This window comes from Pseudomonas sp. CVAP#3, from assembly GCF_018986375.1.
GTDB classification, from domain to species: Bacteria; Pseudomonadota; Gammaproteobacteria; order Pseudomonadales; family Pseudomonadaceae; genus Aquipseudomonas; species Aquipseudomonas helvetica.
The window spans coordinates 24,846-38,356 of record NZ_JAHMSC010000003.1 but is presented as its reverse complement, the minus strand read 5'-3'; the positions used below and the strand labels follow the sequence as shown (position 1 = coordinate 38,356).

Sequence of the window (13,511 nt, the reverse complement as noted above, 5' to 3'; positions counted from 1 at the left end):
GTTTCACCTGGGGGGAGCAGCATGGCAAAAGGGATAGGCGACAAACTGGTGCTGGCGATTTCTTCGCGAGCGCTGTTCGATCTGAGCGAAAGCCACAAGCTCTATCTGGCGAGCGGCGTCGAGGCTTATCGGCAGTATCAGATCGAGCACGAAGACGAAATCCTCGAGCCGGGTGATGCGTTCCCACTGGTGCAAAAACTCTTGAACCTCAATACCAGCCTCGGTCGGGCGCGGGTCGAGGTGGTGCTGGTGTCGCGCAATAGCGCAGACACCGGCTTGCGAGTCTTCAACTCGATTCACCATTACGGCCTGACGATTTCCCGCGCGGCGTTTGTCGGCGGGCGCAGTCCGTATCCGTACCTGAAGGCCTTCGGCTGCGATCTGTTTCTCTCCACCCACGCCGATGACGTGCGCAGCGCACTCGATGCCGGCTTCGCCGCGGCGACGATTCTGTCCGGTGGTGCGAGCCGCGCCGCCAGCGAAGAGTTGCGCATCGCCTTCGATGGCGACGCTGTGCTGTTTTCCGATGAGTCGGAGCGGGTTTATCAGTCGGGTGGCCTCGAGGCCTTTCAGGCCAACGAGCGCGAAGCCGCTCGCGAGCCGTTGCGCGGAGGTCCGTTCAAAGGTTTTCTGGCCGCGCTCAATCTGTTGCAGCGCGAGTTTCCTGATGACAGTTGCCCGATCCGCACTGCACTGGTGACCGCGCGTTCGGCACCCGCTCACGAGCGGGTAATCCGTACCTTGCGCGAGTGGGATATTCGACTCGACGAATCGCTGTTTCTCGGCGGGCTGGCGAAATCGGCGTTTCTTGAAGCCTTCGCCGCCGACGTATTTTTCGACGACCAGGCAGGTCATTGCGAGTTGGCGCGTGAGGTGGTTGCCACCGGCCACGTCCCTCACGGTGTCAGTAATGAACTGAAGATTTAAGCCCAACGTTCAATGCCTTGCGCAGAACGTCGTATCGCTGTGGCGCTGCTAAGCTGAATTAATCGCCGCCATTTTTGCATTCGAGGAGATCAAATGATCCATTCGATGCTGTATGCCACTGACCTCGGCCTGTACGCACCCTTTGTGATGCAGCATGCATTGGTATTGGCACGAACATTCAAAGCCGATCTGTACGTGGTACACGCAGTTGAGCCCATGGGGCTTTTTGCCGAATCGGTGTTGCAGAGCTATCTCGATGAGCAAGCCTTGAATGAATTTCACAGCCAGGGTTTGAACACGGTGATGGCCAATATCGAGCAGCGGGTATTCGACAGCTTCCGCGAAGAGTTGGGGGAGGGGCAGCAGGACCTGGAGCTGATTCAATCGGTCAGAGTATTTCAGGGTGACCCGTCGCAGGTCATTCTTGATCAGGCACAGAAACTCTCGGTGGATTTGTTGATCCTAGGAAGTCACAGCCATGGGGCCGGTGGAGAAACACCGTTGGGACGGACTGCGGCGCGTGTGCTGCAGTTGTCGCATGTGCCGGTTTACCTGGTGCCATTGTCGCAGCGTCGGCGTCACGGCGATATTTAAGGCGAGAATGCTGGCCTTTTGATGAAAAAGTTCTAGATTTATTCTTCAAACCATTAATATAGTTATATACCGTCGCTGATGCCCGTGGCGTCTATCTGCTTTGAGGGATTGATATGAAGCTTCAACAATTGCGCTACATCTGGGAAGTGGCGCACCACGACCTCAACGTTTCCGCTACTGCTCAAAGCCTGTACACCTCGCAGCCGGGCATCAGCAAGCAGATCCGTCTGCTGGAAGACGAGTTGGGTGTCGAGGTTTTCGCGCGCAGCGGCAAACACCTGACCCGAGTGACACCGGCCGGTGAGCGAATCATCACCACGGCTGGCGAAATTCTGCGCAAGGTCGAAAGCATCAAGCAGATCGCGCAGGAGTTCTCCAACGAGAAGAAAGGCACCCTGTCGATTGCCACCACCCACACCCAGGCGCGTTATGCACTGCCGCCGGTGATCAGCAATTTCATCAAGCAATACCCGGACGTTGCCCTGCACATGCACCAGGGTTCACCGATGCAGATCGCTGAAATGGCCGCTGACGGCACCGTGGATTTTGCCATTGCCACCGAAGCGCTGGAGCTGTTCGGCGACCTGGTGATGATGCCGTGCTACCGCTGGAACCGTTGCGTAGTCGTGCCGCAAGGTCACCCGCTGACCAAGCTGCCGAAGCTGACCCTCGAAGCCCTGGCTGAATACCCGATCGTGACCTACGTGTTCGGTTTTACCGGTCGTTCGAAACTCGACGAAGCCTTCAGCCATCGCGGCCTGACCCCGAAAGTGGTGTTCACCGCCGCCGACGCCGACGTGATCAAGACTTACGTTCGCTTGGGTCTGGGTGTCGGGATCGTGGCGAAAATGGCCGTCGATACCAAACTCGACAACGACCTGGTGGTGCTCGACGCCAGCGAACTGTTCGAATCCAGCGTGACCAAAATCGGTTTCCGTCGCGGGACGTTCCTGCGTGGCTTCATGTGCGACTTCATCGAGAAGTTCGCCCCGCACTTGACTCGCGAAGTCATGGCCAAAGCCATCCAGTGCCACAACAAGCAGGAACTGGAAGAGCTGTTCGAAGGCGTTGAACTACCGGTTCACTAATAAGTCCGCTAGACGACCTCGGTGACAGCGAACTGTTGCCGAGTGCCCGCCACCACGATCTCCACCTCATCGCCCTCGAACTTGCCCAGCAAACTGTTGCCCAGCGGTGAGCGCGGGGTGATGACGGTAATCAGTTGCCCTACCAGATCAACCTTCAAACCGGCCGCATCAGGCGCGAGGAACAGCCACTGTTCGCGCCCCTTTTCGTCTTCCAGACCCAACAGCGCACCGACTTCAATCCCGCGCTGATCGTCATAAGCGCGCAATGTCAGGTTCTGGCACAGCGCCAGTGACTGGCGGATTTCCTCCACCCGTTTGGCTTGTCCGGCTGCCAGATAAGACGCTTCCAGTCCCAGGGTGTCGTACTTGTTCTCGGCGATGTTTTCTTCGTGGGTCGCGGTTTCGTACGCGGTTTGCGCTGCACGCTCGGCGATGTCGAGATCGACCGCAAGCTTTTCCAGGATCAGTTGGTGGACCGTGTGTTTGTTCATGATCAATCGCAGAATTGCTGGACGTTGGCGCGGCTTTTTTCGCTGGGTGCGGTTTGGTCTTGCTGTAGCCAGAACTGGCATTTCGGGTTGGACAGGTTGCGGGTATTGCTGCGTGCCTGATCGAGCGTTTGCTGTTGCGCCTGTTTGCGCAGGTTTTCCTTGTACTGCTCGAACATCTGATTCTCGGGTGCCGGTTCAACCGCTGCAGGCTTGGGCTGTGCTATTCGATGCGCCGCATCGGCAAGCGGGGCGAGTTGTTCGCTGAACAGCAGTTTCGACGCCAGCCAGCAGGTCAGCGCGATGGCTAAAAATCCCAGCCACAAACCCACCGTAATACTGGCAATCAGTTGCAGCGGACTAAGTGTGATAGACACCGTGCGACGAACGTGTGGGCGGTAGGGCATGACTGCCTCCTGGCGAGGGTGGTGGGCTGGCGCGATTGTCGCACGAAGATTAATCGGCGTCGGCTCTTCTGCGCGCAACGATTTATGCGGACAATTAAGGTCTTTGCCCCACGGAGCCTGGAATGAAAGTCGACTGGGATATTTTCTGTACGGTCGTCGACAACTACGGCGACATCGGCGTGACCTGGCGTCTGGCCCGACAATTGGTGGCCGAACATCACTGCGCAGTACGGCTGTGGGTCGATGACCTGCGGGCGTTCGAACGCTTGTGCCCGGAACTCGACATCAATGCTGCCCGGCAGTGGCAGCAAGGCGTCGAGGTCTGCCATTGGCCGGCCGACTGGGCGCCGACAGAGGCCGCCGATGTGGTGATTGCTGCATTCGCCTGCCAGTTGCCGCATGTTTATATGGAGGCAATGGCAGCGCGAGAAAAGGCTCCGCTGTGGATGAATCTCGATTATTTGAGTGCCGAAGACTGGATCGTCGGCTGCCATGGCTTGCCGTCGGTGAAGTACAAACAGGTGCAGAAGTACTTCTTCTTCCCGGGGTTTCAGGCGGGTACCGGCGGTTTGCTGCGTGAGCGCGGGTTGCTGGAGCGGCGCGAGCAGTTTCAACACAGCGCTGAGGCGCAGCGCGAATTCCTGCAAGGACTGGGCGTCGATCGCGTCGAAGGTGCGCGGTTGATTTCGTTATTCGCCTACGAGAATGCCGGATTGGCCGATTGGCTGGACGTCATGGCGAGCGACGCTCATGCCACTCATCTGCTGGTGCCCGAGGGTCGGATTCTGGGCGACGTCGAGCGCTGGCTGGGCGTTGAAGGGCTTGGTGTCGGCGCATTACAGGTAAGAGGGACGTTGACCGTGCAGGTGTTGCCGTTCGTCCGACAGGATCAATATGACCTGCTGCTGTGGTGTTGTGATTTCAATGCGGTGCGTGGAGAGGACTCGTTCGTCCGCGCGCAATGGGCGGCCCGGCCAATGCTGTGGCATATTTATCAACAGGAAGAAGATGTCCACCTGGACAAACTCGAAGCCTTTCTGACGTTGTACACCGCAGGCCTTTCCCTGGCGGCAAAAGCCGCGCTCGTCGGGTTATGGCGAGCCTGGAACACGGGCGCTGGAATGGCTCAGGCATGGGTTGCGACACAGGAACACTGGCCAGAACTGCAAAAGCACGCCCAGGCATGGTGTCTGGATCAGGCTTTGCAGGCCGATCTTGCCACGGCGCTGGTACAGTTTTATGTAAATTGGATATGATACGCGGCCTAGATTTTTGTAAATCCCATCCAAATTCGGATATTCGCAATGAAAACTGGTAAAGAACTGAAACCCGGTACGGTGATCCGTCTCGAAAACGACCCTTGGCTGGTTCAGAAAGCTGAATTCACCAAGTCCGGTCGTAACAGCGCGATCATGAAGACCAAGCTGAAAAACCTGCTGACCGGTTACAAGACCGAGATCGTTTACAGCGCTGACGACAAACTGGACGACGTAATCCTCGACCGCAAAGAAGCGACCCTGTCGTTCATCAGCGGCGACACCTACACGTTCATGGACACCACTGACTACACCATGTACGAGCTGAACGCCGAAGACATCGAAGCCGTTCTGCCTTTCGTTGAAGAAGGCATGACCGATGTTTGCGAAGCGATCTTCTTCGAAGAGCGTCTGGTTTCCGTAGAGCTGCCGACCACTATCGTGCGTCAGGTTGACTACACCGAAGGTTCCGCTCGCGGTGACACTTCCGGCAAGGTAATGAAGCCTGCCAAACTGAAGAACGGTACCGAGCTGTCGGTTGCCGACTTCATCGAAATCGGCGACATGATCGAGATCGATACCCGCGAAGGCGGTTCTTACAAAGGCCGTGCTAAATAAGCGCAGTTTTTGCAGGAAAGAAAAAGCCCGACCATCGAGTCGGGCTTTTTTGTGCGCGTCTATCGGGTACGAACACTCAGACAGTGACGTGCAGGCGAACGTCTACATTGCCGCGCGTGGCGTTGGAGTACGGGCAGACCTGGTGCGCGGCGTCGACCAGCGATTGCGCGTCGGCCTGTTCCAGGCCGGGCAGACTGACGTGCAGGTCGATGTCCAGACCGAAACCACCTGGAACCTGGCCAATGCCGACGTGAGCGGTGATCGAGGCATCATCAGGGATTTTGCGCTTGGTCTGGCTGGCGACGAATTTCAGTGCGCCAATGAAGCATGCGGAGTAACCGGCCGCGAACAGTTGCTCAGGGTTGGTCGCTGCACCGCCGGCACCGCCGAGTTCTTTTGGTGTGGCGAGTTTGACGTCGAGGATGTTGTCGCTGGAAACAGCGCGACCATCACGGCCACCGGTAGCGGTTGCAACTGCGGTATAGAGAGTTTGCATGGTGTGGGCCTCGTTCGAATTTGATTTTTGCGCTAAAGGTTTGCGCGCTAAGTAGTTGCGAAATAAATGTAGCTAGCTAATGTTTTGCGCACAAGATAAATTTTAAAAAAGTTTGTCGAAGGCCGGCTAGCAAGTGGATACATGCGCCTGGAAGTATTGAGCTAGAAGTGTTGGCGGGGGATATGTGAGGAGAGAGATTTTTGTCTCAGGGCAGCCGTCTTCGCGGGCAAGGCTTGCCCGCGATGAACGATGACGCGGTAGCTCAGGCAGCCCGCTCAGAGGCTCTCTTGCAAATGACTGCGCAGATTTTGCAGATCGGCCTGCAGTTTGCGCATCTGTTCCAGGGTCTGGCCGCTGGCGCCGAGGATGCACGGCGGGATCTCTCGGGCTTTTTCCCGCAGGACACGACCTTGTTCGGTCAGCTCGACAATTACCACGCGTTCATCTTCGCGGCTGCGGGTGCGGCTCAGCAGGCCTTCGGCTTCCAGGCGTTTGAGCAGCGGCGTCAGGGAGCCGGGGTCGGTCAGCAGGCGCGTGCTGATTTCACCGACGGTCAGCCCGTCGCGCTCCCACAGCACCATCATTGCCAGGTATTGCGGATAGGTCAGGCCCAGTGCTTGCAACAAGGGTTTGTAGACCTTGGTCATCAGCAGTGACGTTGAGTGCAGGGCAAAGCACAGCTGGTTATGCAGCAGCAGGTTGTCGCAGTTGTCCGGGGTGTTGCGTTGGGTGCTCATGTCTAAACCTTGATCATTCATCGTCATGAATTTAGCGGTCGAGTCTTTAATGCGCCAGATAATTTTCGGTTATTGCCGGCCGAGGACGCACGCGTCAGGGTTTCGACGTGACTGCGCGTTTCCCTGCGTGGGCCGACTGCGTAGGATGCGAGGCCTGATGTGAGGGGGAGTCGTCAGTGATTGAGTTAGTGATGTATCTGGTGCTCGGCGCTGCGCTGGGCACTGTAGGCGGTGTGTTCGGGATTGGCGGTGGTTTGATCGCGATTCCCGCGTTGGGCGTATTGTTCGGTCTGGACCAGCAAATTGCCCAGGGCACGGCGCTGGTCATGGTGGTGCCGAACGTGATGTTGGCGCTGTGGCGCTATCACCAGCGCAATCGCATCGAACTGCGCCACGCGTTGCCGCTGGCCTCGATGGGCTTCTGCTTTGCCTGGATCGGCTCGATCTGGGCGGTGGGCATTGATGCACAGCTGATGCGCATCGGTTTTGTGGCGTTCCTGATCGCCTTGTCGGCCTACAACCTGTTGCGCATGTTCATGGCCACTGCGCCGGCGGCCTCGCAGATGCGTTACTCGTGGCCTTGGCTGGGGGTGTTGGGCGCAGCGTCGGGGACCATGGGCGGGTTGTTCGGCGTGGGCGGTGCGGTGGTGGCGACGCCGGTGCTCACCAGCCTGTTCGGCACCACGCAAGTGGTGGCTCAAGGGTTGTCATTGGCGCTGGCCTTGCCCAGCACCGGCGTCACGCTGGTGACTTACGCGGTCCATCATCAAGTGAACTGGAGCATCGCACTGCCGATGGCGGTCGGCGGGTTGCTCAGCATCAGCTGGGGCGTCAAGGTCGCCCACGCCATGCCGGAGCGTTTGTTGCGCGGGTTGTTCTGTGGCTTTCTGGTGCTCTGCGCAGTGATGCTCGCCTTTAAAGTTTGAAGCCTTCGACAATGTGCTCCGCCAGGCATTCGGTGATGGGTGAAGGGTTGTTCAGGTTGCGCACCAGCATGATGCTGGCTTCGGGCAACAAGGGCAGGCCTTCAGCCTCGCCGAGGATGCGCATGTCTTGAGTGATCAGGCTTTCCAGTTGCGCGGTGACCGCCAGCCCGGCGCTGACCACCGCCATGATCGCCGACAGGCTCGAACTGTTGTAGGCAATCCGGTACTCGCGCCCGGAAGCGTCCAGCGCATTGCAGGCCCAAAGCCTGCAAAAACAATCACTGTTGAACATCGCCAGAGGCAGCGGCGTCTGCTCGTTGGGGCTGAAGCACTGCGCCTGCGCCCAGACAAAGCGTTCCTTGCGCAGCAACTGGCCGATCTCGCTGCCGGGTTCGCGGGTGACGATCGACAGGTCCAGGTCCTGACGCAGCAGTAACTGCTTGGATGACTCGCAATGGACCTCGATCTGGATCAGCGGATAAGCCTGGGCAAAGCGCGAGAGGATGCCCGGCAAGAAACGCATGACATAGTCATCCGGGGTGCCGATGCGCACCGTGCCGACCATGTGCGGCTCGCGCAGGGTGTTGAACACTTCGCTGTGGAGTTTCAGGATCCGCCGGGCATAGCCGAGCAACACCTGACCCTCGGCGGTCAGCTTCACCTGACGGCCGTCGCGCTGAAACAACTGGCGTTGCAGCACGTCCTCTTCCAGCCGTTTCATCTGCATGCTCACCGCTGATTGCGTGCGATTGACCAGCTCGCCAGCGCGGGTGAAACCACCCTGGTCGGCAATGGCAACGAAGGTGCGCAGGACTTCCGTATCGATACTCGGGTAGTGGCTCAATTCATCAATCTCCGAGATGTATTGCATAAGAAACATTCGTTGGATTGATCTTAGCTCCGGCGCGAGACTTCAGTCATCTACAACGGAGGGCAAGATGATGAAAGGTCAAAAAGGTTATGTGCTGGTTGGAAAGTTTCACGGGTTTTCTATGAGCCATTGGCTGGAAAAAATCCTCCGCTGGCATCAACTCCGCCGTGAGCGCGCATTGCTGGCGAGCATGAGTGACGAAGCGCTCAAGGATATCGGTATCAGTCGCGCCGATGTCGAGCACGAAGTCGTCCGGCCATTCTGGGACGACCCGATGCACAAATGAGTACCGAACCGCTACACAAGCAGCTTCAGACTGAGGTAGTTTGCGAGCAGACAAGGAGATGCACATGCCCGCAGAACTGTCCTTATCCCTCAAACAGGCTCGGCGTCTGGCGCTGGCCGCCCAGGGTTTCACCGGGCGCCAGCCGCCAGCGGCGATCAAGCCCGCTCAGCTCAACCGCCTGATCGAGTGCGTAGGCATTTTGCAAATCGATTCGGTCAACGCACTGGTGCGCTCGCACTATCTTCCGCTGTTCTCGCGTCTTGGCAACTACTCCACCGACTTGCTCGACCAGGCCGCCTGGAGCCAGGGCCGACGGCGTACGTTGTTCGAGTATTGGGGGCATGAAGCGTCGTTGTTGCCGCTGTCGATGTATCCCTTGATGCGTTGGCGCATGCAGCGCGCGTCGCAAGGCGAGGGGATCTATCAGCAGCTGGCGCGTTTCGGTCGCGAACAGCAAGAGACCATTCGCCGTGTCCTGGCTTCGGTCCAGGAGCTGGGTGCACTCGGCGCCGGCAGTTTGTCTACGCGTCAGGAACGGGCCGGTCCATGGTGGGATTGGAGCGCTGAAAAGCATGCGCTGGAATGGTTGTTCGCAGCCGGCGAAGTGACGGTGGCGGGGCGTCGCGGCTTCGAGCGTCTTTACGATTTGCCGGAACGGGTGATTCCCGAGTCAACTCTCAAGCAACCGCTGCTCGGCGAAACCGAGGCGCAACGCGGATTGCTGTTGCATGCAGCCAAAGCGTTGGGTGTCGGCACCGAAAAGGATCTGCGCGACTATTTTCGGTTGAGCCTGACGGAGTGCCGCAACGGGCTGGCCGAGCTGGTTGAAAATGGCCAGTTGCTGGTGTGCGGGGTGCAGGGCTGGAAGCAGCCTGCGTACTGCCTGCCGGAGCCAAAAGTACCGCGCAAGGTCGAGGCCAGTGCGTTGCTTTCACCGTTTGATTCGTTGATCTGGGAGCGCAGTCGAACCGAGCGGTTGTTCGATTTTCGTTATCGACTGGAAATCTACACGCCGCCAGACAAGCGGGTATACGGCTATTACGTGCTGCCGTTTTTGCACAACGAGCGGATTGCCGCGCGGGTTGACCTTCGAGCGGAACGGGCGTTGGGGCGGTTGGCGGTGCATGCCGTACACGAAGAAGATCCGGGCCTGGATGAGCAGGGGATGCAGGCGTTGGCGGCGAATCTTCGGCAGATGGCCGGTTGGTTGGGGTTGGAAAAGATTCAGCTCAATTGCCCGCGGGCCAGTGCGGCACGGTTGCGGGTGGCGTTGGCGCAGTCGACCTGAATGATCGTGATGATCGTTCCCACGCTCCTGCGTGGGAATGCAGCCCGTGACGCTCTGCGTCACTGGACGCGGAGCGTCCCTAGAGGCATTCCCACGCAGAGCGTGGGAACGATCAAGGCCTACTGATTTAGCGGCGAACCTGCTTCAGGGTCTCGGCAATCAAGAACGCCAGCTCCAGCGACTGATCGGCATTCATCCGCGGGTCGCAATGGGTGTGGTAACGGTCCGACAAACCATCTTCGGTGATCGGCCGCGCGCCGCCGATGCATTCAGTGACGTTCTGTCCGGTCATCTCGATGTGGATGCCACCGGCATAGGTGCCTTCCGCTTCGTGAACCTGGAAGAACTGCTTGACCTCGCCAAGGATCTGCGCGAAATCCCGGGTCTTGTAGCCGCTGCTGGCCTTGATGGTGTTGCCGTGCATCGGGTCGCTGCTCCAGAGCACTTTCTTGCCTTCGCGTTCGACCGCACGAATCAGCTGCGGCAGATGGTCGCCGACCTTATTTGCGCCCATCCGCGCGATCAGGTTCAGGCGGCCTGGATCGTTGTCGGGGTTGAGCACATCGATCAGGCGAATCAGTTCTTCGGTGTTCATGGACGGGCCGACCTTGACCCCGATCGGGTTGTTCACCCCGCGCAGGAACTCGACATGAGCGCCGTCGAGCTGACGTGTGCGATCTCCGATCCACAGCATGTGCGCCGAGCAATCGTAGTAATCATTGGTCAGGCTGTCACGACGCACGAAGGCTTCTTCGTAGTTCAACAGCAGCGCTTCGTGGGCGGTGAAGAAACTGGTTTCGCGCAGTTGCGGCGAGCTGTCCATACCGCAGGCGCGCATGAACGCCAGGGTTTCATCGATACGGTCGGCCAGGTGGCTGTACTTTTCGGCCAGCGCCGAGTTGGCGATGAAGTCCAGGTTCCATTTATGCACTTGATGCAAGTCGGCAAAACCGCCCTGGGCAAACGCCCGCAGCAGGTTCAGGGTCGCGGTGGACTGGTGATAGGACTGCAACAGGCGATCCGGGTCGGGGACGCGGCTTTTTTCATCGAAACCGATACCGTTGACGATGTCGCCTCGGTAGGCCGGCAGGGTCACGCCGTTGATGGTTTCGTCATTGGACGAGCGCGGTTTGGCGAACTGCCCGGCCATACGCCCGACTTTTACCACCGGACAACCGGCGGCGAAGGTCATGACGATCGCCATTTGCAGCAGGACTTTGAAGGTGTCGCGGATTTTCGCCGCCGAAAACTCGGCGAAGCTTTCCGCGCAATCGCCACCTTGCAGCAGAAACGCCCGGCCCTGGGTCACCTCGGCAAACTGACGGCGCAACTCCCGGGCCTCACCGGCAAACACCAATGGCGGATAACTGGCCAGGCTTTGCTCGACCTGTTGCAAATGCGCAGCGTCAGGGTAGTGGGGTTGTTGCTGGATCGGCAGGGCGCGCCAGCTGTCAGGACTCCAGGGTTGGCTCATCGTGGACTCTAATGTTTTACGATCGGACGTTTATGTTATCAGCAATTAGTGCGTGACCTGTTCCCGAAGCTTGGCGGACAATCGCGCCTTTGCCGCACCAAGCGGAACGAATGATTGCGTTGCCGGGGATCAACCCGACAACGACCAGGAGACGAAATGACTGAGGAGCGCGTCGAGCATCTGCTCGCCGAGGTGCACGATGAATTCGGCATGATCCGGGTGCTGGAAGTGGCGGATTACCGTTTTCTCGAATTTGGCGATGCCATCGAGCAGAGCTGCGTGTTCACTGCCGATCCGAGCTGGCTCGAGTACGACTACACCCGCGCGATGCTGATTGGTGCGCTGTGCCATGAGCAGCCGGAGAGCGCGCTGTTTCTCGGTCTGGGGGCGGGCACCCTGACTCAGGCGTGCCTGAAGTTCCTGCCGCTGGAAGACGTCGAAGCGATCGAGTTGCGCCCAGACGTACCGCGCCTGGCCATCGAGTACCTGGGGCTGGACGACGATCCTCGTCTGTACATCCGTATCGGCGATGCCCTCGAGTTGCTCGAGACCGCTGAGTCGGCGGATCTGATCTTCGTCGACCTTTATACCGATGTCGGTCCGGGTGTCGGTCATTTGGCCTGGGGGTTTCTGGAAAACTGTCAGAAACGCCTGAATCCGGGCGGCTGGCTGGTGATCAATCAATGGGCGACCGATGACGGCAAGCCACTGGGTGCGGCATTACTGCGTGGGCTCTATCACCGGCATTATTGGGAGCTGCCGGTGAAGGAGGGCAACGTGATCCTGATTGTGCCAGCCGACCTTGACCAGGAACTGGACATGCAAGGATTGACCGCTCGCGCCGAAGCGCTGGCGCCGCGGTTGGGGTATTCGTTGCAGTCGCTGATCAAGGCGATTCGTCCGGCGACGTGAATTCTGGCGAGCCACTGTGGCGAGGGAGCTTGCTCCCGTTGGGGCGCGAAGCGACCCCAGAACCGGCAAACGCCGTCTTTCTGATACACCGCGATTGCTGCTTCACGACTGCTGCGCAGCCGAACGGGAGCAAGCTCCCTCGCCACAAAGGCAATGTCAGCAGCCTTTGAATACACCCGGGCGTTTCTCGATCAACGACCGCACGCCTTCCTTGGCGTCTTCACTGTTAAGCAGTTTCTTGACCAGCGGTGGCAAACCCAATGCCGCCACTGCTTCACCCTCCAGATGGGCCTGACGTGCGGACTGCAAGGTCGCCTGAACCCCCAGCGGCGCCTGCCTGGCAATGCGTTCTGCCAGCTCGATCGCACGAGGTAACAGGTCTTCGCTGGCCATCACCTCCTGCACCAGTCCCAGGCGCAGCGCTTCGTGGGCATCAAACTCATCGCCGGTCAGCAGCCAGCGCATGGCATTGCCCCAGCCGGCTATCTGATGCAGGCGCAGGGTTGCCCCGCCAAAAGGGAAGATGCCGCGCTGCACTTCCATTTGCGCAAAACGGGTGTTGCTGGCGCAGAGGTTGATATCGGCGGCCAACATCAGTTCGATGCCAATGGTCAGGCAATAACCCTGGGCCGCAACAATCACCGGTTTGCTGACCCTGGGGCCAACGAACACCCCCCACGGATCGCAACCGCCGGCCGGGACTTGCCAGCCTTCGGCCAGTGCCGCGCTGACACTCGTCAGGTCCAGCCCGGCGGTAAAGTGCTCGCCATGACCGAACACCACCGCAACGCGGGCCTCGCTGTCGGCTTCGAACTCGCCATAGGCCAGGCTCAGTGCGTTGAGCAGATCAAGGTCAAATGCATTGCGCTTGGCCACCCGGTCCAGCCCGATCAACAGGACATGACCGCGTCGTTCACGGCTGACACGACTGCAATCTGCTTGATTCATGGGGTCTATCCTCGGGCGGGGAAGGGGGGGGGCGCGGACCAAAGGTCATAGCCTGAAAGATGAACCGTTTAAGTGTCACGACCAACAGGGCCGGGCCTTTGAAAAATAGACCGTTGCACGATTATCCGCAAAGCCTGTGACACAACGGTGTATGCCGGGTTTTTCCGACAAATAAAGCTCCCTTTTTTGGCGAAT

The 13,511-nt window shown here is 58.9% G+C and carries 16 protein-coding genes; 9 read left to right on the top strand and 7 right to left on the bottom strand.

Going from position 1 to position 13,511, the window contains the following annotated elements; all coding sequences use genetic code 11:
- Positions 1 to 21: 21 nt before the first annotated feature.
- The 3 genes from KRR23_RS06300 (at position 22) to cysB (ending at position 2,609) form a co-directional block, all read left to right on the top strand.
- On the top strand, positions 22 to 927 hold the full coding sequence (locus KRR23_RS06300; RefSeq protein WP_054596345.1) for a 5'-nucleotidase: 906 nt from the start codon (positions 22 to 24) through the stop codon (positions 925 to 927).
- 93 nt (positions 928 to 1,020) lie between these two features.
- Positions 1,021 to 1,521 (top strand): universal stress protein, encoded by a 501-nt coding sequence (locus tag KRR23_RS06295; protein WP_216741811.1) that lies wholly within the window; start codon positions 1,021 to 1,023, stop codon positions 1,519 to 1,521.
- Positions 1,522 to 1,634: 113 nt separating this feature from the next.
- A complete protein-coding gene (gene cysB, locus KRR23_RS06290) occupies positions 1,635 to 2,609 on the top strand; it encodes an HTH-type transcriptional regulator CysB (RefSeq protein WP_007955684.1) in 975 nt (324 codons plus the stop codon).
- A gap of 8 nt (positions 2,610 to 2,617) precedes the next feature.
- On the opposite strand, the gene KRR23_RS06285 is transcribed toward cysB, so the two are convergent.
- Positions 2,618 to 3,100 (bottom strand): GreA/GreB family elongation factor, encoded by a 483-nt coding sequence (locus KRR23_RS06285; protein WP_216741810.1) that lies wholly within the window; start codon positions 3,098 to 3,100, stop codon positions 2,618 to 2,620.
- A 2-nt stretch (positions 3,101 to 3,102) separates the two neighbouring features.
- Complete coding sequence (locus KRR23_RS06280) at positions 3,103 to 3,504, bottom strand: hypothetical protein (RefSeq protein WP_216741809.1); 402 nt, start codon at positions 3,502 to 3,504, stop codon at positions 3,103 to 3,105.
- Between the two features lie 122 nt (positions 3,505 to 3,626).
- Between KRR23_RS06280 and earP the strand changes: the two genes are divergently transcribed.
- Positions 3,627 to 4,760: an elongation factor P maturation arginine rhamnosyltransferase EarP gene (gene earP / locus KRR23_RS06275; RefSeq protein WP_216741808.1), complete on the top strand. Its 1,134-nt coding sequence runs from the start codon at positions 3,627 to 3,629 to the stop codon at positions 4,758 to 4,760.
- A gap of 48 nt (positions 4,761 to 4,808) precedes the next feature.
- On the top strand, positions 4,809 to 5,378 hold the full coding sequence (locus KRR23_RS06270; RefSeq protein ID WP_007943632.1) for an elongation factor P: 570 nt from the start codon (positions 4,809 to 4,811) through the stop codon (positions 5,376 to 5,378).
- A 76-nt stretch (positions 5,379 to 5,454) separates the two neighbouring features.
- Here KRR23_RS06270 and KRR23_RS06265 read toward each other — a convergent pair whose 3' ends face one another.
- Together KRR23_RS06265 and KRR23_RS06260 are read right to left on the bottom strand one after the other, a co-directional pair.
- Positions 5,455 to 5,874, bottom strand: coding sequence for an organic hydroperoxide resistance protein (locus tag KRR23_RS06265; protein WP_216741807.1), 420 nt, complete (start codon positions 5,872 to 5,874; stop codon positions 5,455 to 5,457).
- 275 nt (positions 5,875 to 6,149) lie between these two features.
- Positions 6,150 to 6,611 carry a MarR family winged helix-turn-helix transcriptional regulator gene (locus tag KRR23_RS06260; RefSeq protein WP_216741806.1) on the bottom strand — a complete coding sequence of 154 codons (462 nt, stop codon included), beginning with the start codon at positions 6,609 to 6,611 and terminating at the stop codon, positions 6,150 to 6,152.
- Between the two features lie 191 nt (positions 6,612 to 6,802).
- Between KRR23_RS06260 and KRR23_RS06255 the strand changes: the two genes are divergently transcribed.
- Positions 6,803 to 7,537 (top strand): sulfite exporter TauE/SafE family protein, encoded by a 735-nt coding sequence (locus KRR23_RS06255; RefSeq protein ID WP_216742116.1) that lies wholly within the window; start codon positions 6,803 to 6,805, stop codon positions 7,535 to 7,537.
- Here the strand turns inward: KRR23_RS06255 and KRR23_RS06250 are convergent.
- Complete coding sequence (locus KRR23_RS06250; protein ID WP_216742114.1) at positions 7,527 to 8,381, bottom strand: LysR substrate-binding domain-containing protein; 855 nt, start codon at positions 8,379 to 8,381, stop codon at positions 7,527 to 7,529. The genes KRR23_RS06255 and KRR23_RS06250 overlap by 11 nt on opposite strands.
- 97 nt (positions 8,382 to 8,478) lie before the next feature.
- Here KRR23_RS06250 and KRR23_RS06245 point away from each other — a divergent pair, with 97 nt between their 5' ends.
- Together KRR23_RS06245 and KRR23_RS06240 are read left to right on the top strand one after the other, a co-directional pair.
- Complete coding sequence (locus KRR23_RS06245) at positions 8,479 to 8,694, top strand: DUF1127 domain-containing protein (protein WP_216742115.1); 216 nt, start codon at positions 8,479 to 8,481, stop codon at positions 8,692 to 8,694.
- 64 nt (positions 8,695 to 8,758) lie between these two features.
- Positions 8,759 to 9,982 (top strand): winged helix-turn-helix domain-containing protein, encoded by a 1,224-nt coding sequence (locus tag KRR23_RS06240; protein ID WP_216741805.1) that lies wholly within the window; start codon positions 8,759 to 8,761, stop codon positions 9,980 to 9,982.
- Between the two features lie 127 nt (positions 9,983 to 10,109).
- Here the strand turns inward: KRR23_RS06240 and KRR23_RS06235 are convergent, their stop codons facing one another.
- Positions 10,110 to 11,456 carry a class II 3-deoxy-7-phosphoheptulonate synthase gene (locus KRR23_RS06235; protein WP_103315665.1) on the bottom strand — a complete coding sequence of 449 codons (1,347 nt, stop codon included), beginning with the start codon at positions 11,454 to 11,456 and terminating at the stop codon, positions 10,110 to 10,112.
- Positions 11,457 to 11,612: 156 nt separating this feature from the next.
- Between KRR23_RS06235 and KRR23_RS06230 the strand changes: the two genes are divergently transcribed.
- Positions 11,613 to 12,368, top strand: coding sequence for a spermidine synthase (locus tag KRR23_RS06230; RefSeq protein ID WP_054596356.1), 756 nt, complete (start codon positions 11,613 to 11,615; stop codon positions 12,366 to 12,368).
- Between the two features lie 156 nt (positions 12,369 to 12,524).
- Here KRR23_RS06230 and KRR23_RS06225 read toward each other — a convergent pair whose 3' ends face one another.
- A complete protein-coding gene (locus KRR23_RS06225) occupies positions 12,525 to 13,316 on the bottom strand; it encodes a crotonase/enoyl-CoA hydratase family protein (RefSeq protein WP_216741804.1) in 792 nt (263 codons plus the stop codon).
- Positions 13,317 to 13,511: the final 195 nt, after the last annotated feature.

Bases quoted from the DNA above. Each gene is read 5' to 3' on its own strand.
- KRR23_RS06260 (WP_216741806.1), bottom strand. From the start codon at position 6,611: ATGAGCACCCAACGCAACACCCCGGACAACTGCGACAACCTGCTGCTG.
- KRR23_RS06270 (WP_007943632.1), top strand. From the start codon at position 4,809: ATGAAAACTGGTAAAGAACTGAAACCCGGTACGGTGATCCGTCTCGAA.
- cysB (WP_007955684.1), top strand. From the start codon at position 1,635: ATGAAGCTTCAACAATTGCGCTACATCTGGGAAGTGGCGCACCACGAC.
- KRR23_RS06295 (WP_216741811.1), top strand. From the start codon at position 1,021: ATGATCCATTCGATGCTGTATGCCACTGACCTCGGCCTGTACGCACCC.
- KRR23_RS06265 (WP_216741807.1), bottom strand. From the start codon at position 5,874: ATGCAAACTCTCTATACCGCAGTTGCAACCGCTACCGGTGGCCGTGAT.
- KRR23_RS06230 (WP_054596356.1), top strand. From the start codon at position 11,613: ATGACTGAGGAGCGCGTCGAGCATCTGCTCGCCGAGGTGCACGATGAA.
- KRR23_RS06225 (WP_216741804.1), bottom strand. From the start codon at position 13,316: ATGAATCAAGCAGATTGCAGTCGTGTCAGCCGTGAACGACGCGGTCAT.
- KRR23_RS06280 (WP_216741809.1), bottom strand. From the start codon at position 3,504: ATGCCCTACCGCCCACACGTTCGTCGCACGGTGTCTATCACACTTAGT.
- KRR23_RS06235 (WP_103315665.1), bottom strand. From the start codon at position 11,456: ATGAGCCAACCCTGGAGTCCTGACAGCTGGCGCGCCCTGCCGATCCAG.
- KRR23_RS06245 (WP_216742115.1), top strand. From the start codon at position 8,479: ATGAAAGGTCAAAAAGGTTATGTGCTGGTTGGAAAGTTTCACGGGTTT.
- KRR23_RS06300 (WP_054596345.1), top strand. From the start codon at position 22: ATGGCAAAAGGGATAGGCGACAAACTGGTGCTGGCGATTTCTTCGCGA.
- KRR23_RS06255 (WP_216742116.1), top strand. From the start codon at position 6,803: ATGTATCTGGTGCTCGGCGCTGCGCTGGGCACTGTAGGCGGTGTGTTC.
- earP (WP_216741808.1), top strand. From the start codon at position 3,627: ATGAAAGTCGACTGGGATATTTTCTGTACGGTCGTCGACAACTACGGC.
- KRR23_RS06240 (WP_216741805.1), top strand. From the start codon at position 8,759: ATGCCCGCAGAACTGTCCTTATCCCTCAAACAGGCTCGGCGTCTGGCG.
- KRR23_RS06285 (WP_216741810.1), bottom strand. From the start codon at position 3,100: ATGAACAAACACACGGTCCACCAACTGATCCTGGAAAAGCTTGCGGTC.